Annotated in this window: 13 protein-coding genes; 4 read left to right on the top strand and 9 right to left on the bottom strand. The window is 71.3% G+C overall.

The genetic code is table 11. The annotated features are described in order from the left end of the window. On the top strand, positions 1–552 hold a 552-nt coding region (locus GA0070562_RS29695; RefSeq protein WP_276526486.1), incomplete at its 5' end, for a non-reducing end alpha-L-arabinofuranosidase family hydrolase. A gap of 28 nt (positions 553–580) precedes the next feature. Further along, positions 581–2,314, top strand: a complete 1,734-nt coding sequence (locus GA0070562_RS29690) for a cellulose binding domain-containing protein (protein WP_091428183.1) — start codon at positions 581–583, stop codon at positions 2,312–2,314. Between the two features lie 60 nt (positions 2,315–2,374). Here GA0070562_RS29690 and GA0070562_RS29685 read toward each other — a convergent pair whose 3' ends face one another. Then, complete coding sequence (locus tag GA0070562_RS29685; RefSeq protein ID WP_091428181.1) at positions 2,375–3,940, bottom strand: pectate lyase family protein; 1,566 nt, start codon at positions 3,938–3,940, stop codon at positions 2,375–2,377. A 330-nt stretch (positions 3,941–4,270) separates the two neighbouring features. On the opposite strand from GA0070562_RS29685, the gene GA0070562_RS29680 reads away from it, so the two are divergent. Beyond that, complete coding sequence (locus GA0070562_RS29680) at positions 4,271–5,485, top strand: hypothetical protein (protein WP_091428179.1); 1,215 nt, start codon at positions 4,271–4,273, stop codon at positions 5,483–5,485. Here the strand turns inward: GA0070562_RS29680 and GA0070562_RS29675 are convergent. Further along, positions 5,423–6,418 (bottom strand): DMT family transporter, encoded by a 996-nt coding sequence (locus GA0070562_RS29675; protein WP_091428177.1) that lies wholly within the window; start codon positions 6,416–6,418, stop codon positions 5,423–5,425. The two genes, GA0070562_RS29680 and GA0070562_RS29675, sit on opposite strands and share 63 nt — an antisense overlap. A 40-nt stretch (positions 6,419–6,458) precedes the next feature. Between GA0070562_RS29675 and GA0070562_RS29670 the strand changes: the two genes are divergently transcribed. After that, positions 6,459–7,850: an aminotransferase-like domain-containing protein gene (locus GA0070562_RS29670; RefSeq protein ID WP_091428175.1), complete on the top strand. Its 1,392-nt coding sequence runs from the start codon at positions 6,459–6,461 to the stop codon at positions 7,848–7,850. 162 nt (positions 7,851–8,012) lie between these two features. On the opposite strand, the gene GA0070562_RS29665 is transcribed toward GA0070562_RS29670, so the two are convergent. The 7 genes from GA0070562_RS29665 to GA0070562_RS29635 form a co-directional block, all read right to left on the bottom strand. Further along, positions 8,013–12,299 (bottom strand): discoidin domain-containing protein, encoded by a 4,287-nt coding sequence (locus tag GA0070562_RS29665; RefSeq protein ID WP_091428173.1) that lies wholly within the window; start codon positions 12,297–12,299, stop codon positions 8,013–8,015. 99 nt (positions 12,300–12,398) lie between these two features. Then, a complete protein-coding gene (locus GA0070562_RS29660) occupies positions 12,399–15,284 on the bottom strand; it encodes a discoidin domain-containing protein (protein WP_091428171.1) in 2,886 nt (961 codons plus the stop codon). A 114-nt stretch (positions 15,285–15,398) separates the two neighbouring features. Continuing rightward, entirely contained in the window at positions 15,399–17,024 is a 1,626-nt protein-coding gene (locus GA0070562_RS29655) for a glycoside hydrolase family 13 protein (protein ID WP_091428167.1), read from the bottom strand. 93 nt (positions 17,025–17,117) lie between these two features. Beyond that, complete coding sequence (locus tag GA0070562_RS29650; RefSeq protein ID WP_091428165.1) at positions 17,118–18,005, bottom strand: carbohydrate ABC transporter permease; 888 nt, start codon at positions 18,003–18,005, stop codon at positions 17,118–17,120. A 3-nt stretch (positions 18,006–18,008) separates the two neighbouring features. Continuing rightward, positions 18,009–18,968, bottom strand: a complete 960-nt coding sequence (locus tag GA0070562_RS29645; RefSeq protein ID WP_091428163.1) for a carbohydrate ABC transporter permease — start codon at positions 18,966–18,968, stop codon at positions 18,009–18,011. A 60-nt stretch (positions 18,969–19,028) separates the two neighbouring features. Then, positions 19,029–20,405, bottom strand: coding sequence for an ABC transporter substrate-binding protein (locus tag GA0070562_RS29640; RefSeq protein ID WP_091428160.1), 1,377 nt, complete (start codon positions 20,403–20,405; stop codon positions 19,029–19,031). A gap of 294 nt (positions 20,406–20,699) precedes the next feature. Further along, positions 20,700–21,701, bottom strand: a complete 1,002-nt coding sequence (locus tag GA0070562_RS29635) for a LacI family DNA-binding transcriptional regulator (RefSeq protein WP_091428158.1) — start codon at positions 21,699–21,701, stop codon at positions 20,700–20,702. Positions 21,702–21,856 lie beyond the last annotated feature (155 nt).

Here is a 21,856-nt window from a genome sequence, read left to right as displayed (position 1 = left end):
CAGCCGCTGTTCACCGGCAGCATCTCCGGTTCCGGCACCGGCCCGATCGACCAGACGCTGATCGCCGACGACCAGAACATGTACCTGTTCTTCGCCGGTGACAACGGCAAGATCTACCGCTCCAGCATGCCGATCGGGAACTTCCCCGGCAGCTTCGGGTCGAACTACACCACCATCATGTCGGACTCGACGAACAACCTGTTCGAAGCCGTGCAGGTCTACAAGCTGCAGGGCCAGACCCGCTACCTGATGATCGTCGAGGCCATCGGCTCACAGGGCCGCTACTTCCGGTCCTTCACCGCCACCAGCCTGAACGGCTCCTGGACCCCCCAGGCCGCCACCGAGTCCAACCCGTTCGCCGGCAAGGCCAACAGCGGCGCGACCTGGACCAACGACATCAGCCACGGCGAACTGATCCGCACCACCGCCGACCAGACCTTCACCGTCGACCCCTGCAACCTCCAACTGCTCTACCAGGGCCGCTCCCCCAACTCCGGCGGCGACTACGGCCTCCTGCCCTACCGACCCGGACTGCTCACGCTCCAGCGCTGAGCTGGCCGATCGAGGAGAGAGAGGTCCGATGAGAAGGCACCAGACGACCCGTACCGCGGTGTTGTCGGCCGGGGCCGTCCTGCTGGCGTCGACAGCGATGGCTGCTGCGCTGCCGGCCGGGGCGGCGGCCGCCAGCTGCGCGGTCACCTACGCCGTGTCGTCGCAGTGGCAGGGCGGCTTCGGCGCGAACGTCACAGTCACCAACCTCGGTGACCCGGTCAACGGCTGGACGCTCACCTGGTCCTACGCCGCCGGTCAGACGGTCACCCAGGCGTGGAACGCCACCGTGACGCAGAGCGGAGCGGCGGTCACCGCTCGCAACGTCGACTACAACGGGTCCATCCCCACGAACGGCAGCACGTCGTTCGGCTTCAACGGGGCATGGACCAGCAGCAACCCCGCGCCGACGAGCTTCGCGCTCAACGGGGTGACCTGCACCGGCGGCACGACGCCGACGATGTCGCCGTCCACCTCGCCGTCCACGTCGCCGACGAGTTCGCCGACCACCTCACCGAGCAGCCCGCCGCCCACCGGGGCGGCGGACATCACCGTCAACACCGCCAGCCGCTACCAGACGATCGACGGGTTCGGCGCCGCCGTGTCCATCTGGGGCGGCGCCTGGTCGACGGCGGAGACGCAGACGCTCGTCGGGCTCGGCCCCAACCAGCTCGGCCTGTCCATCGTGCGTACCGGCATCTCGCCGGTGTCCGGCGAGTGGGGAACCCAGGTCAGCGCGCTGCGGACGGCCAAGTCGTACGGGTCGAACGTGAAGATCATGGCGTCGCCGTGGACCGCCCCGGCGGCCTGGAAGACCAACAACAGCCGGATCAACGGCGGCAAGCTGCGCACCGACTACTACGACGACTACGCCGGCCACCTCAACAGCTACGTCCAGTACATGCGCAGCCAGGGCGTGACCATCGACGTCACGTCCGTGCAGAACGAGCCGGACTGGCACCCGGACTACGACTCGATGGACTGGAGCGGCACCGAGCTGCAGACCTTCGTGCGGGAGCAGGGCGCCAAGGTGCAGAACACGAAGTTGATGGTCGCCGAGGCGGTGAACCTGAACTACGGCTACACCGACCCGACGCTCAACGACGCGGCGGCCCGCAACAACATCGGCTACATCGGCGGTCACCTCTACGGCACCGAGGCGTCCGGCCGGCTGAAGCCGTACACGCTGGCGCAGCAGTACAACAAGCCGGTGTGGATGACCGAGTGGAACCTGCACGAGGCCGATGGCGGCGGCTCGAACATCTGGGGCAACCCGGCCAACGCCGCGGCCTGGAACGAGACGCTCGACGACATCATGCGAACCGTGCACAAGTCGATGGAGTCGAACTGGAGCGCGTACGTGTGGTGGTACGGCAAGCGCTACTACTCGTTCATCGGTGACGGGGAGTCCGCGTACGGCACCGTGGCGGGTGCGCCGCTCAAGCGCGGGTACGCGTTCTCGCAGTACGCGAAGTACGTGCGTCCCGGCTATCAGCGGGTCGCCCTGGCCAAGAGCTCGAAGGCCTCGCCGCTGGAGGTGACCGCCTATTCCGGCGACGGGAAGGTCACGCTGGTGATCCTCAACCGGTCCACCAGCGCGGTGAACAACGCGATCATCCAGGCGCCGCAGAACGTCAGCCGGGCGGAGTACGTGGCCACGTCGCAGAACGCCAGCGCGGCGAGCCAGCCGGTGGGCGTGAACGGCAACCAGGTGACGGTGAACGTCGGCGCGCGGAGCATCTCCACGGTCGTGCTCACCCTCTGACCGGGGACACGCACGAGGGCGGGGGCGGCCGGATCGGCCGCCCCCGCTCGTGTGTGACTGCTAACTGGCGTACGTCTCGAACTCGCCGACTCTCGGCGTACCGCCGGAGCTGTTGATCTTGAAGTTGATCTTCTTCAGCGAGGTCGCGGCGAACGTGATCTGGCCGGCCCCGCTGCCGGAGGCGAGCACCGCGCCGGTGTCGTTGTTGACGAGCTGCCACGACCCGATCGAACCCGAGGTGCCCGACGGCTCGCGGATGACCACGCGGGACACAGTGATGGCCGAGCCCCACTTGATCGAGACGGTGCCGGTCGACCCGGACGGCGACCAGTACGTGCTCAGGTTGCCGTCGCGCACGTTGCCGTAGCTGGTGCCGTCGGCCTTGCTGGACCCGTCGGCGCCGGCGCCGGAGACGAGGCTCAGGTTGGTCCCGCCGGACGGCGGCGGCGTGGTCGTCCCGGGCGGCGGCGTGGTGGGCGCGGGCGTGGTCGGCCCCGGCGTGGTCGGCGCCGGAGACTGCGGCGTGCAGTTGCCGTCGGACACCCGCAGGCCGGTGTTGGCGCCCGCCGTCTGCCGCACGATGTCCGGCACGCAGCTCGCCGCGTCGAGCCGGTAGGAGTACGGGACGCTCACGGTGGTCGTGGACGTCACGTTCGGACCCGCCGGGTAGTTGTCGCTCCCAGGCGAGGACCAGGTCACGTTGTCGAAGATGTTGCCGCTGACCTGCCAGGTGCCGCGCTCGCTGGTGTAGAACGTGCCGAGCACGTCCTTGGAGTTGCGGAAGTAGTTGTTGTCCACCTTGGCCCGCGCGCCGGCCCGGGAGTTGATGCCCGACTCGTGCAGCCCGTTGTAGTGGTTGTTGAACATGTGGGCGATGCCGCCGCGCAGCAGCGGCGTACGGGAGTCGATGTTCTCGTACAGGTTGTGCTCGAACGTGATGTAGCCGTTGCCGCGGTCGCTCTCGCTGGACCCGATGAGGCCGCCGCGGCCGGAGTTGCGCAGGATGCTGTACGACAGCGTCACGTACTGGGTGTCGTCCTTCATGTCGAACAGGCCGTCGTAGCCCTCGGACTCCCCGCCGGACGCCTCCAGCGTCACGTGGTCGACCCACACGTTGCGGACGCTGCTCTCCATGCCGATCGCGTCGCCGCCGTTGGAGGTGGGCGAGCCGGACTTCTTGACGTTCCGCACCGTCACGTTGCGGATGATGATGTTGCGGGAGTCGCGGATGTGGATGCCGAGCTGGTCGAAGACGGCGCCGCTGCCCACGCCGATGATGGTGACGTTGCTGATCTGCTTCAGCTCGATCACGCCGTCCGCGGTGTTGCAGCTCGATCCGGAGACCTTGCTGGTGTTGCCGTGGTTGATGGTCCCGGTCACCTCGATGATGATCGGGGTGCTGCTGCTGGCCCGGCCGCACAGCGCGGCGTGGATGGCGGTGCCGGTGGTGGCGCGTACGGTCTGCCCGCCCGCGCCGCCGGTGGTGCCGCCGTTCTGGGTGGCGTAGCCGGTGGCGCTGCCGGCCGCCGCCGACGCCTGCGGGGACGGCAGCACCACGGCGACGGCGATTCCCACGACCGCCGTGGCCAGTGCCGCGTGGAGTCGCAGCGCGACTGGTCTTCTCATGTCGACTCATTTCTTTTTCGAGCATGCGGGAATTGCCGCCGAGCAGCGGCAGTCACCGAATGGGAATAATGAGGAGCCGCGACGCGATCAGGCGCGTCGCCGGCGAATGTCGTTCATCTGCGATGCCCGGATCGCACATGAAACATCGATGTAACGCAATCGTATGAAAGCGCTTTCCAGGAAGGCAAGAGCTGGCGTTTGCAGGTTTTTTGCACTGTTCGGGGCGTCCGGGCGCGCGGGGCGGCGTCTTGACGGGGCGCGTGATCGATGGTTGCCTGCACGTCACCCTGACATCGAAGTTCATCACTTCACGTCCTCACGAGGAGCGCCATGCCCCGTCCCCGCACGAGCCGCCCGCTGGCGGCGGTCGCCGGCGCGATCGCCGCCGTCCTGGCCGTCTCGCCGGCGTCCGCCGCACCCCTGGCGGAACCGGCTGCGACCGGCAACACGTGGAGCGCCGCCCTGACTGTCGTCGACTCCGACGACGTCAACGTCCGCTGGTCCGGCGCCGGACTGGGCCTCGCCGACGCGGCGAGCCGACCGGCCGCGCAGCGCCGGCAGGCGGCCGAGGGCATGCTCGTCACCGCACCCCACCCGCTCGCCGCACCGGCCAACCGGGTCCGGGCCGACATCGCCGCGACAACCGGCCGGGGCGGCGCCGTCGAGGTGGCGGCGCGCGGTTGGCGGTCGGGCGCGTGGACCGAGTGGCGGTCCGTGTCCGGCGAGGCCGTGTTCGACCAGCCCGTCACCCGGGTGCAGATCCGGGTGGCCCTCACCGCCGAACGGCCGTCCGCCGCGCCCACCGTGCGCACCGTCCGGCTCGTCGCCGACTCGGTCGCCGCCGTCACGGCCGCCACCCCGGGCCTCACCTACCGGGTGTACGCCACCCGGGAGGGCCTGGTCGGCGGCACCACCGCCAACGGGCACGTGATCGTCTCGCGGGACCACTTCGTCGCGCTGCCGTCGGCCCGCGGCCTCGCGCCGAAGAACACCGGCGACTACACCGTGCGGGTCTGCACCACCACCCGGAGCCGCTGCGAGTACGCCCCGGTCTGGGACATCGGACCGTGGAACACCAGGGACGACTACTGGAACCCCAGCAGCACCCGGGAGATGTGGAAGGACCTGCCGCAGGGCCGCCCCGAGGCGCAGGCCGCGTACCAGAGCGGCTACAACGGCGGCCGGGACCAGTTCGGGCGCACGGTGGGCAGCCCGGCCGGCATCGACCTCGCCGACGGCACGTTCTGGGACGGTCTGCTGCTGACCGACAACGCCTGGGTAGACGTCGCCTACCTCTGGACCGGCACCGGCGCCCGGGGCCGGATCGGCAGCGGCCCGCTCAACATCCGATCCGGCCCCGGCACAAGCAACCCGGTCGTCGGCCTGGCCGCCACCTACGCCAACGTGCCGATCGAGTGCTCGGTCGTCGGCCAGTCGGTGAGCGGCCCGTACCGGACCACCACCCAGTGGAACCGGCTCGCGTCAGGACACTTCGTCAGCCACGCGTACATCTCCGGCGTGACCGGCACCGTCGCGGCCTGCTGAGGACGGCCCGCCCGGGCTGGGCCGGCCCGCTGAGGACGGCCCGCCCGGGGCGCGCGCCGGCGTCGCGCCGCCCCGGGTGCGCTGGATGAGCACGACGCAGGCGAGCACCGCACCCGCCACCACCAGCGCGCCGGGCGTGACCGCCTCACCGAGCAGCGCTGCCGACCAGATCAACGTGAGCACCGGCTGGACGAGCTGGATCTGGCCGACCTTGGCGATGCCGCCCCGGGCCAGCCCGGCGTACCAGGCGAAGAAGCCGAGGAACATCGACACCACTGTGAGGTAGCCGAACCCGGCCCAGGTCGCCACGCCGCCCTGCGGAGGGTGGACGAGAGCGGCCACCGCCGTGATCGGCACGGTGACCGGGAGCGACAGCAGCAACGCCCAGCAGATCGTGCGGGCGCCGCCGAGTTCGCGGGCCAGCCTGCCGCCCTCGGCGTACCCGAGGCCGCAGAGCACCACGGCGGCGAGCAGGAACACGTCGGCCGCGGACAGCGCGCCGCGCATCGAGCCGCCGGCGGCGAGGAAGGCGAGCACCAGCGCCAGACCGGCGGCGCCGGCGATCCAGAACAGCGGCGGCGGCCGTTCGCCGGCCCGCAGCACCGCGAACACGGCGGTCATGGCGGGCAGCACCGTGACGACCACCGCGCCGTGCGCCGACGTCTGCGTGGTGAGCGCCAGCGAGGTGAACAGCGGGAAGCCGACCACGACGCCGAGTGCGACGATCGACAGCCGTCGCCACTGGTCCCGGGTGGGGCGCGGCGCGCCGGTCAGCCGCAGGTAGCCCCACGCGAGCAGCGCCGCGCCGACCGCCCGTCCGAACGCGACGAACCACGGGTCGAGTGTGTGCACCGCGACGCGGGTGGCCGGCAGCGACATGCTGAAGGCCAGCACACCCAGCGCGCCGAGGGCGATCCCGGCGCCCGGTCTCACCGTTACCGTCGTGCGCGCAGTAGCGCTACTCTCTGCCGTCATGAACGATGGTAGCGCTATCGACCGTCTGGTCCGGCATCTGGGTGCACTGGCCGCTGACGCCGCCCCCGGCACGCGGCTGCCGTCGGTACGGGAGCTGACCGCGCACCATCACGTCTCCCCCGTGACAGTCGCCGAGGCGACCCGGCGGCTCGTCGCGGACGGGCTGGTGGAGACGCGGCCGGGTCGCGGCGCGTACGTGGCCGCCAGGCGCGCCGACCCGCCGCGGGCGGACCTGTCGTGGCAGACGGTCGCGCTGGGCTCGCGGCGGGGCGGTGAGGAGGAGATGCAGGCGCTGCTGGCGTTACCGCCGTCGGGCGCGATCCCGCTGACCGGAGGCTATCTGGACCCAGACCTCCAGCCGGCCGCCGCGCTCGGCGCAGCACTCGCCCGCGCGGCCCGGCAGCCCGCCGCGTGGCAGCGCGGCCCGGTCGAGGGGCGCCTCGACCTGCGTGCCTGGTTCGCCCGCGAGGCGGGCGGCGGACTACGCGCCGAGGACATGGTGATCTGCCCGGGCGGCCAGGCGGCGCTCTCCTCGACGCTGCGGGCGCTCACCACGCCCGGCGACGCGGTGCTGGTCGAGTCCCCCACCTACCTGGGCGCACTCGCCGCCGCGCGCGCCGCCGGGCTGCGGGTGGTGCCCGTACCCGCCGACGCCGACGGGGTACGCCCCGACCAGCTCGCCGCCGCGTTCGCCCGTACCGGCGCCCGCCTGTTCTACTGCCAGCCGCTCTACGCCAATCCGCACGGCGCGACGCTCTCCCCCGCCCGACGCGCCCAGGTCGCCGAGGCGGTGCGCGAGGCCGGGGCGTTCCTGGTCGAGGACGACTACGCCCGCGACCTCACCATCGACGGCGAGGCCCCGCCGCCGCTGGCCGCCGACGACCCGGACGGGCACGTCGTCCACCTGCGTTCGCTGACCAAGTCCACAGCGCCCGGCCTGCGGATCGCCGCGATCGGCGCGCGCGGGCCGGCCGGGGCACGGCTGCGCGCCGCCCGCCTGCTCGACGACCTCTTCGTCGCCGGGCCGCTGCAACAGGCCGCCGTGGAGTTCCTCACCTCACCGGCCTGGGACCGGCACCGCCGCACGCTGCGCGTGCAACTGCGGGCCCGCCGGGAGGCGCTGCTCGCCGCGCTGGACCGCCACCTGCCGCAGCTGGCGCCGCGCGCGGTCCCGCGCGGCGGCCTGCACCTGTGGGTACGGCTGCCCGACGGCGCCGACGACATGGCGGTGACAGCGGCGGCAGCCGCGGCGGGCGTGACCGTCTTCCCCGGCCGCCCCTGGTACGCCGCCGAACCCCCCGCCCAGCACCTGCGCCTGACTTACGCCGCCGCCCCACCCGAACAGATGGACGAGGCGATCCGCCGCCTCTCGACCGCCCTCCCCCACTGACCGCGGCGACTCGGAGCCGCGTCGATCTCGGACTTGCGGTGCCCCCCCAATCCCGCGATCTTGCAGTTTGGTGCCCCTCATACCAGGAGCAATCCGGCGTCGCAGGGGCCGAAACTGCAAGATCGCGGGGGTGGAAGGGGTGGGGCGGGGCGAGGGTGGGGGTCAGTTGCGGGTGATGGTGAAGGTTGTTGTGGTGTTCTTGATGTCCTGGGCGTTGTCGGTCAGGCGGAGGTTGGTGAACGTGGCCGCGCCGACCGCGGGCCCCTGACCGGCCTCGGGCATCTCGTTGACCCAGATGCCGAAGCCGGACTTCGCGTCGAACGCGTCACCGCTGCGCCGCGCACCGGAGATCGACACGTTCGTCAGCACCGTGTCGGTGATCGGGTTCTCCGGCTGGCTGCCGTTGTACTTGGTCTGGAACATGATCCCCGAGTACGTCGGATCGACGATGTCCACGTCGCTCACCCGGATGCCGCGGAACTCCTTCGACGCCGAGAACAACCACATCGCCGGGAACGTCTGCGCGCCCCAGAAGTGCCCGCCGGAGCGGATCAGCGAGATGTTCTCGAACCGGGTGGGCGGGCTGGCGCCGAACCCGACGAACGGGTAGCCGAAGTCCAGCGAGCTGATCGTGATGCCCGAGTACGTGAGCTGGTCGGCGATGTAGAGGTTGCGGAACACGTTGTCGTACCCGCCGTACACCGCCAGCCCGGCCGCCCGCCAAGTGAGCGTCGCGGTCAGGTTCTCGAACACGTTGCCGTGGTTGCCGCCGGAGCCGCCCTGGTCGGTGGCGGAGAACAGGGCGAACGCGTCGTCGCCGTTGGAGCGGCCCTCCGAGTTGGTGACCAGGTTGTTCGTGCTGCCGTTCGTCATGTTCACCGCGTCGGCGAAGGTGTTGCGGAACCGGCTGTCCCGGATGGTCAGCCCGTCCACGCTCACCCCCCAGTACGCGCAGACGGTGTGCTCCACCCAGACGCTGTCGAGCGTCAGATCGTCCACGTCCTTCAGCTCACCCCACACCTTGCCGGGGCCGTCGATCCGGTTGGTGTAGTTGCCGAAGAACGCCAGGTGGGCGAAGGTCGACCCGCTCGCCGAGGACTCGACCCGGAAGCCGGCGTCGGTGTTCTGCTGGTTGCGCGGAGTCTGGAACCGGGTGTACCACATGCCGGCGCCGACGACCTTCACCGTCTTGCCGTACACCTGGAACTTCTGCGCGGTCTCGTACGTGCCGGCGGGCAGGTAGACGCCGATCAGCGTTCCGGTGGTGTCCATCCGTACCGCGTCCAGCGCGTTCTGCACGTCGGCGTGGCTGAACCCGGTCGGCACCTTGTAGCGGGCCGGGTCGGGGTTGGCGCGCGGCGAGACCAGTTCGGTGTCGACGAAGTCGATCGCGTACGTGGTGCTGTTCGCCGGGTCCTTCTGGAGCCGGATCCGGCTGCCCGCCGGGACCGTGGTGTCGAGCAGCACGTTCGCCTCGTCGTACAGGTGCCGGGGCGCGCCGGCGCTCGGCGAGTCGCTCGGACCGGCCTCGGCGCCGTAGAGCCAGATGTGCTTGGAGGTGAGGCTCATCGGCTTGTGCAGCACACCGTTGACGTAGACGTTGATCGTCGAGTCGATCCCGCCGCCGCCCGGTGCGTCTGGGATGGAGTAGCGGGCGACCAGGGCGTTGGCCGCCGACCGGGTGGTCCACTCGACGTACGCGCCGGTGGTGTTGAGCGTGACCGCCCGGCGGCCGGACGCCTCCCCGGAGAGGTCGCCGATGGTGCGGTTCGGGCCGATCACCTGCGCGCCGCCGCCGGTCGCGCCGTCCTCGGCCTCGTAGGCGTCGTACGGCAGGTTCGCCCCGCGGCCGACGAACAGCGCCCGCTCGCTGGTGTTGTTCTGCCGCTTGACCGGCAGTTCGTTCGCGTCGTCGGCGAGCACCACGCGCACCGTGTACCGGCCGTTGGCGGCGGTCCAGGTACCCAGCGACACCGGACCGGCGGTGGCCCCGGCCGCGATGGTGCCGCTGTACGAGCCGGTGAGCGTGCGGACCACCGCGCCGGACTGGTCGCGCACGGTGAGCGTGATGCCGTGCGCGCCGCTCGCCGACGCGGCGGTGCCCTGGTTGCGCAGCGTCACCGCGAAGGAGACGGCTGTGCCGGCGCTCGGCGTGCCGGGTGACCAGGTGACGGCGGAGGCGACCAGGTCGGAGCTGGCGACCGGGCTGACGGTCAGCGCGGTCGGGCTGGTGTAGGAGTTGTTCGCCTCGTTCTGCTCGATCACCGCGTTCGACTCGTCAACCTTGGCGGTGAGCGGGTAGCTGCCGGCGTCGCGTACCCCGATGTTGGCCGAGACGGTGCTCGACGCGCCCGCGGCGAGCGCGCCGACGGCGGCGGTGCCGACCTTCGTCGTACCCAGGTAGAGGGTGACGGCGGTGGCGGCGGAGGCCGCGGTGCCGGCGTTGCGCACGGTGGCGGACAGCGTGATCGCGTCGGTCTCCACCGGCGCGGACGGCGACGCGGTGACGGCGGTGACGGTGAGGTCCGGGTTCGGCGCCGGGACGCCGATGACCTGGAGTTCGGCGACCTGGCCGTTGGAGGAGCCGGAGTTCGCGGTGAACTGGAGCCGGACGTCGGCGGCGGTCGCGGAGACCGGGACGGTCACCGTGTTGGCGCTGTTCGGGTTGAAGGAGTACGTCGCGGAGCCGACAAGGCTGGTGAATCCGGACGCGGACTGTTCCCGGCCGAGCACCTGGAACGTCTGGGTACGCGCGCCCCACGCCGGGTCCGGGTTGAGCTTCACCACCACCGCGCTGATGGCGGCGTTGGCGCCGAGCGCGACGGTGAGCGTGCTCGGGTACGCGCCGGGCGCGCCCTCCCAGTAGGTGGTGACGTCGTTGTCGACGGCGTTGGCGGCGGCGAACACGTGCACCATGGAGGAGGCGGCCGCGGGCTTGCCGGCCGCCAGGTTGGTGCCGCCGGACGTGCTGCCGGTGCGGGTGACGGTGTTGCTGTTCGCGGACACGTTCCCGGCCGCGTCGCGGGCCCGCACGTGGTACGAGACGGTGGCGCTGTCCGGCTGGCTGTCGGTGTACGTGAGCGTGGACCCGCTCACTGTGGTGCGCAGCGTGCCGTTGGCGTACACGTCGTAACCGGTGACGCCGACGTTGTCTGTGGACGCGGTCCAGGTCAGCCGGATCTGCCCGCTCGCCGGCTGGGTGTAGGCCAGGTTGCCGGGCGCTGTGGGAGCGACCGTGTCGCCGGTGTTGCCGGTCCGGGTGACCGTGTTGCTGTTCGCCGACACGTTCCCGGCCGCGTCGCGGGCCCGCACGTGGTAGGAGACGGTGGTCCCGGCCGGCTGGGTGTCGGTGTACGCCAGCGTGGAGCCGCCGACAGTGGTGCGCAGGACGCCGTTGGCGTACACGTCGTAGCCGGTGACGCCCACGTTGTCGGTGGACGCGGTCCAGGTCAGCCGCACCTGGTCGGTGGCCGGCTCGGTGAACGCGAGGTTGCCCGGCGCGCTCGGCGCCTGGGTGTCGCCGGTGACCGGGCCGTAGATCTCCAGCTCGGCGAGCTGCCCGGCGGGCCAGGCGCTGTTGGCGGTGAACAGCAGCCGCAGGTAGCGGGTGGACGCGGTGGGCACGGTGACGGTCACCGTGTTGCCGCCGCCCGGGTCGAACGCGTACGACGCGGAGCCGACGAGCGTGCCGAACGTGGAGCCGTTCGTGCTGCCCTGCACGGTGATCGTCTGGGTGCGGGTGCCCCAGCCGGACGGCAGTCGCAGCACCAGCCGGTTGACGCTGGTGGCGGCGCCCAGGTCGGCCTGGATCCACTGCGGGAACGCGTTGTTCGGGCTCTCCCAGTAGGTGGCCGCGTTGCCGTCGTTGGCGTTGCTCGCGCCGTACACGTCGGCGTGGCCGCTCTCGGTCATGGTCCGGCCGAGCGCCAGGTTGGTCGAGGAGGTGGCCGCGCCGTACACCTCCAGTTCGGCGAGCTGCGCGGCGGTCCAGCCGGTGTTCGCGGTGATCACGACCCGCAGGTAGCGGGCGTTCGTGGCGGTGAAGCCGAGCGTCACGGTGTTGGCGGCGGCCGGGCTGAACGTCCGGGCGGCGGACGCGACGACTGTGGTGAAGCCGCTGCCGTCGGCGCTTGCCTGCACGGACAGCGTCTGGGTGCGCGCCTCCCAGGCGGCCGGGAGTTCGAGCACGACCTGGTCGACGGCGCGGCTGGTGCCGAGGTCGACCTGGGCCCACTGGGGCAGCGCGCCGCTGCTCTCCCAGTAGCTGCCCTGGTTGCCGTCGGTCAGGTTGGCCGCGACGTAGGGGCCGTTGACGCTGCTGGCGGTGGCGGTGCGCCCCGCGGCGAGGTTCGGGCCGCCGGCTGCGAGTGCCGGTGGGGCGGGGGCCGCGGTGACGACCAGGCCGACAGCGGCGAGCACCGCGACGATTCCGGTACGGAGTCTGGACATGGTGGACGGACACCTTCTTCCCGGGGGAGGTGGAGAGGCGTTCGGGGGTGGGGGTGCGGTGACGCGGCGGGGACCGGCGGTGGCCCCCGCCGCGCCGGGTCAGGAGGCGTACACCTCGAACTCGGACAGCTGACCGGCCGGCCAGCCGGTGTTGCCGGTGAAGGTCAGCCGCACGAAGCGGCGGTCACCGGCGGGCAGCGCGATCGACACGCTGTTGCCGCCCGCCGGGTCGAACGTGTAGCCCGCCGCCGCCTTGAGGGTCGAGAACGACGAGCCGTCGGTGGAGCCGAGCACCGAGACGGTCTGGGTACGGGTCTGCCAGGCCGCCGACGGGGGCAGCTTCAGCACCACCCGGGCGACCGGGCGGGCGCTGCCCAGGTCGACTGTCACCGACTGGGGGAAGGCGTTGTTGGCGCTCTCCCAGTAGGTGTTCGCGTTGCCGTCGACGGTGTTGGCGGCGCCGTACACGTCGGCGTGGCTGGTCTCCGCGACCGGACGGCCCGCCGCGAGGTTGCCGCTCGGCGGCGCGGTGGTGGGCGGCGCTGTCGTGGTGGGCGGCGGCGTGGTCGTGCCGCCGCCGTACACCTCCAGCTCGGCGAGCTGGCCCGCCGGCCAGCCGGTGTTCCCGGTGACCGTGACCCGGACGAACCGCCGGTCGCCGGACGGCAGCGCGATCGACATGGTGTTGCCGGCGGCCGGGTCGAAGACGCGGCCCGCCGACGCGGCGAGTGTGCTGTACGAGGAGCCGTCGGTGGAGCCGAGCACGGCAAGCGTCTGGGTACGCCGTTCCCAGCCGAGCGGGAGCTTGAGCACCACCCGGTCGACGGGGCGCGACGCGCCGAGGTCGACGGTGAGCGACTGCGGGAACGCGTTGTTGGCGCTCTCCCAGTAGCTGGCGGCGTTGCCGTCGACCGCGTTGCCGGCGGCGTACGTCTGGGTGGAGCTGGTGGCGGTCGCCGGGCGGCCCAGGGCCAGGTTCCCGCCGGCCGGCGGCGGCGTGGTCGGCGCCGCGGTGGTCGGCGACGCGGTGGTCGGCGGGGCCGTCGTCGGCGCTGCCGTGGTCGGCGCCGGGCTGGTGGGCGGCGGGCTGGACGGGCCGTTGCCCCACTGCGGCTGCGGCCACGGCCCGCAGTACGGGGTGGGCGTGTACCAGCCGGAGTTGCCGGCGCCCTGGGTGATCTGGAAGCCGCTGCCGACGCAGTTGTGGATCGGGTTGGACTGGGCGATGCCGGTGGCCCGGACGTTGGTGAACCGGACCTGGCTGGGTGCCTGCACCTGGAGCGCGTACGTACCCGCGCCGTCGATTCGCACGTTGTCGAACGAGATGCCGCTGGTCTGCCCCTCGATCCAGTGCAGCGCCGCGTACGAGCTGTCCAGGATGTCGGTGTCGGTGACGTTGATCGCGGCGCCCTGGATCGGCTCGTTGAGCGCGGAGAACCAGATCGCGCCCACGCCGAACTGCCAGTTGTAGTCGGAGTTGCCGTTGCGGATCAGCGTGTTGCGGGCCACCGTGATGGTGCCGGACACGGCCGTCGGCCCGGTGACGCCCGGATAGCGGTTCGCCACGTGGATGCCGCCGCCGTTGGTGACCGAGTCGGCTGTGACGTTGTCGGCGATGGTGATGTCCCGGCCGCCGTAGGTGACCAGGTGGTTGGCCAGGATCGTCACGCCGATGGTGTTGCGGGTGAAGGAGTTGCCCACGTTCGGCACGCTCTGCGCCCACATGGCCAGCGCGTCGTCGCCGGTGTTGCGGACGAACGTGTTCGTCACCGTGGAGTTGGTGACGCCCCAGTGGAAGTTCACCCCGTCGGCGGTCTGGTCGAGGATGCGGCTGTTGCGGATGGTGAAGTTGTCCATCGGACCGTCCATCCAGGCGCCGACCTTGGTGTGCTGCAACCACAGGTTGTCCACCACCGAGTTCGTCATCGCGCCGCCGATGGCGTTCACCTGGTCCTCGTCGACGCGTTCCCGGATGTCGCCGATGACGGCGAAGTCCCGCAGCGTGACGTTGCGGCTGGGCCCGCCGGCCTCGTGCGGGCGGATCTCGCCGGAGTAGCCGCCGCCCGGCACGTACTTGCCGTAGATGCCGGCGGCCCGTTTGCGGTCGGTGGGGTGGCGGCCGCCGAGCACCGAGTACCAGGGGCCGGCGCCGCGCAGCGTCACGCCGTCGACCACCACGTGGTCCCAGAGCGTGAACGTGCCGGCCGGGATCCACACCGCCCGGCCCTGCGCCTTCCCCGCGTCCACGGCGGCCTGGAACTTCGCCGTCGAGTCGGTGGCGCCGGTCGGGTCGGCGCCGAAGTCGGTCACCACGTCCAGCACGCCGGACGGCTTGGTGATCTGCGCCCCGACCAGCTCGAAGTCGGCCAGGTCGATGGTGAACGTGGGCGATTGCGCGGTCGAGGAGACCTGGAGGCGGATCTTCGTGCCGGCCGGGTAGGTGGTGCCGAACATGGTGCGGGTCTCGTCGTAGAAGTGGTGCGGGTTGGTGTCGCCCGGGTTGTTGTTGAACGGATAGCCGCCGTAGTACCAGCCGTACCGGGAGGTGACCGGCACGGCCTTGACCAGCGTGCCGTTGGCGCGCAGGTCGATGGTGGCGTCGCGGCCGGTGCCGGCGGCGTTGTCCGGCAGGCTGTACCGGAACGTGACCGCGTTCGCCGGGGCGGTGAGCGTGAACTCGACGTACTCGCCGACGGCGTCGAGCGTGACCGCCTCCCGTCCGGACGCCTCGGACGGCAGCGTGCCGTAGCGCCGGTCGGGGCCGATCCTCGTGCCGGTGTGTGCGGCCTGTTCGGCCTCCTGCTCCCGGAACGGCACTGTGGCGCCGCGTCCGGTGATGTCGAACGGGGACAGTCCGGCGGCGTGCGCCGGGGTGGCGGTCGTGGTGAGCGCCACGACGACGAGTGTCGAGGCGGCGAGCGCGGCGGCGGCGAGGGCGGCCACGCCGGTGCTGCGGTGGCGGTGCGCGGTGCGGTGCTCGGCCATGCGGGGTGTGCTCCCTTTCGTCGGTGGCCAGATCCCCCCGTGCGGCGTTGCCTCTCCTTCCTCCTCCCCAGGTGGCGGCGTGGCGGCGGCCGGGACGGGCCGCCTGCGCCGCGGTCAGGCCGACCGGGTACGCAGCCAGACCGCGGTGTCCGGTGGCAGCCGGTCGTCGTCGAGTGGGCCGCTGGCGAGCAGCAGCCGGTCGTGCGCGGGCAGTGGCACGGCTGCGCCGCCGAGGTTGACCAGGCAGGTGAAGCCGGGTTCGCGGGCGAACGCGAGCACGCCGTGCGGTGCGGGCAGCCAGGTGAGCGTGCCGTCGCCGAGCGCGGGTTCGGCGCGGCGCAGCGTCAGCGCGGCCCGGTACAGCTCCAGCATCGAGTGCGGGTCGCCGGTCTGCGCGCGGACCGTGCGGTCCTTCCAGTCGGCCGGTTGCGGCAGCCACGGCGCGGCGTTCGCGCCGTCGGGGCTGAACCCGAACGGCGGGGTGTCGCCCTGCCAGGGCAGCGGCACCCGGCAGCCGTCGCGGCCCGGGTCGACCCGCCCGGACCGCTCCCACATCGGGTCCTGCCGCAGCTCGTACGGGATGTCCTCGACCTCCCAGAGGCCCAGCTCCTCGCCCTGGTAGACGTAGGCGGCGCCGGGCAGCGCGAGGGACAGCAGCGCGGCGGCGCGGGCCCGGCGGGTGCCCAGTTCCAGGTCGGTGGGGATGCCCTCGCGCTTGGCGGCGAAGCTGAACCGGGTGTCTGCGCGGCCGTACCGGGTGACGTGGCGGGTGACGTCGTGGTTGGACAGCACCCAGGTGGCCGGTGCGCCGACCGGGGCGTGGGCGGCGAGCGTGCCGTCGATGCTCTCCCGCAGCGCTGTGGCGTCCCAGGCGCAGCCGAGGAAGTCGAAGTTGAACGCGGTGTGCAGCTCGTCCGGGCGCAGGTAGTTCGCGAACCGCTGCCGGTCGGGCAGCCACACCTCGCCGACCAGCGCGCGCCCGCCCGGGTACGAGTCGGCGATGCGCCGCCACGCGCGGTAGACGTCGTGCACGCCGTCCTGGTCGCGGAACGGGTGCGGCCGGTCGGGGTGGACCTCGGGCAGCGTGCCGTCCTTGACCAGCAGACCGGCCGAGTCGATGCGGATGCCGTCCACGCCCCGCTCGAACCAGAAGCGCAGGATGTCCTCGAACTCGGCGCGGACCCGGGGGTGGTCCCAGTTGAAGTCGGGCTGCTGCGGGGCGAACAGGTGCAGGTACCAGTCGCCGGGCGTGCCGTCCGGGTCGGTGGTGCGGGTCCAGGTCGGTCCGCCGAACTCGCCGGTCCAGTCGGTGGGCGGCAGGTCACCCCCCGGTCCCCGCCCGGCGCGGAACCAGAACAGCTCCCGCTCGGGCGCGGCCGGCCCGCCGGCGAGCGCGGCCCGGAACCACGGGTGCGCGTCGGAGCAGTGGTTGGGCACCACGTCGACGATGCTGCGGATGCCGAGCGCGTGCGCCTCGGCGATCAGCGCCTCCACCTCGGCGAGCGTGCCGAAGACCGGGTCGATGTCGCGGTAGTCGGACACGTCGTAGCCGGCGTCGGCCATCGGCGACGGGTACCAGGGGCTGAACCAGATCGCGTCGACGCCGAGCGCGGCGAGGTGATCCAGGCGGGACCGGATGCCGGCGACGTCGCCGATCCCGTCCCCGTCGCCGTCGGCGAAGCTGCGCGGGTAGACCTGGTAGATCACCGCGGAGCGCCACCACGAGCTGTTGTCGGCCATGGACACGGGCACCTGCTTTCTGCGGGGTCGGTTCTGCGGCGGTCGTGCGGCGGGCTCACCGCCGGCTGCGGGGTTGCAGCCGAGAGGGCCCGGTCAGCCCTTGAGGCCGCCGGTGGTCAGGCCGGACATGATGTTGCGCTGGAAGATCAGGAACAGCACGACGGTGGGGATCGCGGCGATCACCGACGCGGCGATGACCACGTTCATCGGCGTGCCGCCGGCGAAGGCGTAGATGCCGACGCTGACGGTCCGCGTCTCCGGTGACGGCATCACCAGCTTCGGCCAGAGGAAGTCCTTCCAGACCGCCGTCACCGCGAAGATCGCCACCACGCCGAGGATCGGGCGCGACATCGGCAGGACGATGGACCAGAGCGTGCGCAGCGGGGAGGCGCCGTCCATCACGGCGGCGGCCATCAGATCCTCCGGGATGGAGTCGAAGAACCGTTTCAGCAGGAAGATGTTGAACGCGTTCGCCACCAGCGGCAGCCAGATCGCGAACGGCGAGTCGAGCAGGTTGACGTGCACGATCGGCAGGTCGATCACCGTCACGTACTGCGGGACGATCAGCACCATCGCCGGGATCATCAGCGTCGCCAGCATCATGCCGAGGATCAGCTTGCCCAGCACCGGGCGCAGCTTCGACAGCGCGTACGCGGCGGCGGTGTCGAGGACGAGCTGGAACAGCACCGCCCCGGTGGCGTAGTAGAACGTGTTGAACAGCAGTTTCGCCAGGTCGAGGTTGGTCCAGGCGTCGACGTAGTTGCCCGGCTGCGGGTCGCGCGGGAACAGCGTCGGTGGTGTCTGGGCGATCTCCTGGCCGGACTTCAGCGCGCCGGTGACCATCCAGTACAGCGGGCCGAGGAACACCAGCGTGAACCCGGCCACGACCACTGACAGCACGATCCAGTAGAGGACGCGGCCACGACCGCGCCGCAGCTGGGCGTGGGAGACGAGGGTCCGGGTGGTGAGGTCGGCGGCCATGTCCTAGTCCTGTCTCGCGGTCAGTCGCAGGTAGACGGCGGAGAACCCGGCCAGCACCACCAGCATGATCACGCCGAGCGCGGCGGCGCCGTTGAGGTCGTTCTGGAAGAACCCGTGCTGGTAGATCAGGTACGCCACGGAGGTCGCCGAGTCCTGCGTACCGGCGCCGTTGGCGAGGATCAGCGGTTCGATGAACAGCTGCATGGTGGCGACGATCTGGAGCATCGCCAGCAGCGCCAGGATCAGCCGGGTCTGCGGCACCGTGACGTGCAGGATGCGCCGCCACAGCCCGGCGCCGTCGATCTCGGCGGCCTCGTACAGCTCGCCGGGGATGTTCTGCAACGCGGCCAGGTAGATCAGCACCGCGCCGCCCATGTTCATCCAGGTCGACGCGATCACCATGGCCGGCATCGTCATGGTGGGCGACTGCATCCACTCCGACGTGGGCAGTCCCAGAGCGGTGAGGATCGCGTTGAACAGTCCCGCCTCGCTCGGGTCGTACGCGTAGAACTTGAACAGGAACAGCGCGGACGCCGGCGGCAGCATCACCGGCAGGTAGACCAGCACCCGCAGGTAGCCCTTGGCGTGGCGCAGCTCGTTGAGCAGGATCGCCACGAAGAACGGCACCAGGTAGCCGAGCACCAGCGCCAGGCCGGTGAAGACGAACGTGTTCTTCCAAGCGGTCCAGAAGCTCGGATCGGCGATGATCCGGCTGTAGTTGTCCCAGCCCACCCAGGTGGTCTCGCCCCGGCGGGTGCGCTGGAAGCTCATCACGACGCCGCGGACCATCGGGTACCAGGAGAAGACGGCGAAGCAGGCGACCGCGCCGATGAGGAACGTGTGCCCGGTGAGGTTGTCGCGGACCTTGCGGCCGAGGCCGGCGCGGCGTCCGGCGGTACGCGACGGCGTCGGAGCGACGGGGCCGGTACGGCGGGTGGCGCCGGGGGCGGTGGTGAGCGCCAAGGCGACTCCTGCGGTGCTCGGGGAGGTGGGGCCGGTGCGCCGGCCCCACCTCCGGTCGGGTCAGCTCTGCGCGGCCAGCAGCTGGTTGACCTTGTCCTCGGCGGTCTTGAGCAGCGCGTCGATGTTCGCGTTCGGGTTGGTCAGCACCCCGGACATCGCGGCGTCGAGCACCGCGTAGATGGCCTGGGCGTTGCGCGGCTCGCCCTTGATCGGCACCGGGTTGGCCTCGAAGACCGCGAAGTTGGTGGTGTCCACGTTGGCGTTGGCCTTGCGCAGCTCCAGTTCCTGCTTCTGCGCGTCGCTGCCGTTCGCGAACAGCAGCGGCTGGGGCAGGCCGACCGGGTAGTTCTGCGGCTTGGCGCGCACGTAGTCGAACTGGCCCTTGCCGGGGGTCAGCTTCTGGTAGGCGAGCCACTTCAGGCCGGCCTTGACCTGCTCCGGGCTCAGGCCCTTCTTGAAGAAGTAGCCCTCACCGCCGCCGAGCGTCGCCTTGGCCGGGCCGTCCTGGCCGGGCAGCGGGCCCATCGCCCAGTCCTGGTACTTGCCCTGGAACTGGCTGACGATCGCCTGGGTCGCGTCCGGCGCGCCGATGAACATGCCGACCTTGCCGGCGCCGGCGTTGGTGAGCAGGTCGCCCCACTGGAGCAGCTGCCGGCTGCCCATGCTGTTGTCGCCGTACCGCATGTCCTTGAGATTCTGCAGGACCTGCTTGCCCATCGCGTTGTTGAAGTCGGCCTTCTTGCCGTCGGCGCTGAGCACCTGGCCGCCCTGGGAGTAGAGCAGCGAGGTGAAGTGCCAGCCGCCGGTGTTGCCGGCGCTGTACTCGGCGTACCCGGCGATGCCGTCGCCGAGCGCGGAGATCTTCTTGGCCGCGGCGCGCACCTCGGGCCAGGTCTTCGGCGGGTTGTTCACGTCGAGCCCGGCCCGCTGGAACAGCGCCTTGTTGTAGATCAGGCCCATCGAGTAGTTCTTCACCGGTACGGCGTAGAGCTTGCCGCCGTCGGTGAAGACGTCCTTGAGCGCCGGGTCGACGCTGTCCCAGGTGGGGATGGTGTCCTTCGTGGCGTACTGGCCGATGTCCATCGCCTGGCCGGAGTCCAGCACCTGCTGGAGGTCGGTCATGTAGCCGTAGAACACGTCGGTGACGGTGCCGCCGGCCAGGCGGGCGGTGAAGTCCGGCGGGTTGTTGCACTGCTCGCCGACGCTGACGCTCTTGACGACGATGTCCGGGTTCTGCCGCTGGAACTCGGCGACGTCGTCGTTCCAGTTCTTCAGCAGTTCCTTCTGCGCGCCGACCGGCTGGCAGTCGACCGTGATGGTGACCTTGCCGCCGGCGTCGCTGCTGTCGTCGCTCTTGGTGGAGCACGCCGCAAGGCTGAGCCCGAGGCCGGCCGCGAGCGCGAGCGCCGCGACCTTCCGATACTGCGGTACGGACATCTGTCCATCCCTTCGGGAACGGGTGTATCCATGGCCTTCACTGATGTGCGGTGACCGCGCGGCTGCCTCGGTGGTGGAACGGCAACCGGCGCGCGCCCTGCCTCCGGAAACCGCGCCCCGGGTCAGGTGTGAGTGGAGTCACTGTAACGACGTGAACCATCGACAGCAAGATGCCGACTCAACAACGCAAGAACACGACTTGGTCACGCAGATCGCGGAGCCGGTGTCACCCCGGGGAACGACGGCCGGCCCCGGGTCCTGGATGGACGCGGGGCGAGGCAGGAGAGGGTCGGGTCAGCGGCGAGGGGCGGGAGCGGTGGAGCCGCGTACCACCAGCTCGGGCTCGAACAGCAGTTCGTCGTGCAGTACGCCGGCGCCGTCGATCTGGGTCACCAGCAGGTCCACGGCGGCCTGGCCCATCGTCTCGATCGGCTGCCGCACGGTGGTCAGCGGTGGATCGGTGCAGGTCATGAACGCCGAGTCGTCGAACCCGACCACCGACACGTCGGCCGGTACGGCGCAGCCCAGGCGGCGGGCGGCCCGGATGGTGCCCAGCGCCAGCACGTCGCTGGCGCAGACGATCCCGGTCGCGCCGCGCTCGATCAGTTTCGTGGCGGCGACCCGGGCGCCCTCCATGGAGAAGCTGGACCGCTCCACCAGGGACCGGTCCTCGCCCCAGCCGGCGGCCCGGACCATGGCGTCGAGCTTGCGGCGCGAGGGCACGTGGTCGGCCGGGCCGAGCACCATGCCGATCCGCTCGTGGCCGAGGGAGCGCAGGTGCCCGTACGCCTGCTCGACGGCGACCGCGTCGTCGGTGGACACCCGCGGGAAGCCCAGTTCCTCGACACCGGCGTTCACCAGCACCACCGGCAGACCCCGGTCGGTCAGGCGCCGGTAGTGCTCGTGCGAGGCGTCGGCCAGGGCGTACGAGCCACCGGCGAAGATGACGCCGCTGACCTGGTGGTCGAGCAGCATCTCCACGTACCCGGACTCCGGCACGCCGCCGATGGTGCGGGCGCACAGCGCCGGGGTGAAGCCGCGCTGCGCGAGCGAGCCGGTGACCACCTCGGCCAGCGCCGGGAAGATCGGGTTCTGCAACTCCGGCAGCACCAGGCCGACCAGGCGGGCGCGCTCGCCGCGCAGCTTCGTCGGGCGCTCGTAGCCGAGCACGTCGAGGGCGGTCAGCACGGCGGTCCGGGTCGCCTCGGACACGCCGCCGCGGCCGTTGAGCACGCGGCTCACTGTGGCCTCGCTGACACCCGCCTTGCGGGCCACCTCGGTCAGGCGCTTCGTCACGGCCGCAATCGTACGTCGGATTCTTGCAAGAAATGAACAGCCGGAGCGGTCAGGTCTTGCCGTCCGGGCGCCCTACCGGTCCGAAAGATGCGAGCAGATTGATGCTTGAAAGGCAACAGGACGCCGGAATAACATGAGGAACCTTGTCGATGGCC

Source organism: Micromonospora tulbaghiae, from assembly GCF_900091605.1.
In the GTDB taxonomy this organism is placed as follows: Bacteria; Actinomycetota; Actinomycetes; order Mycobacteriales; family Micromonosporaceae; genus Micromonospora; species Micromonospora tulbaghiae.
This window is presented reverse-complemented; position numbering and strand designations above follow the sequence as displayed.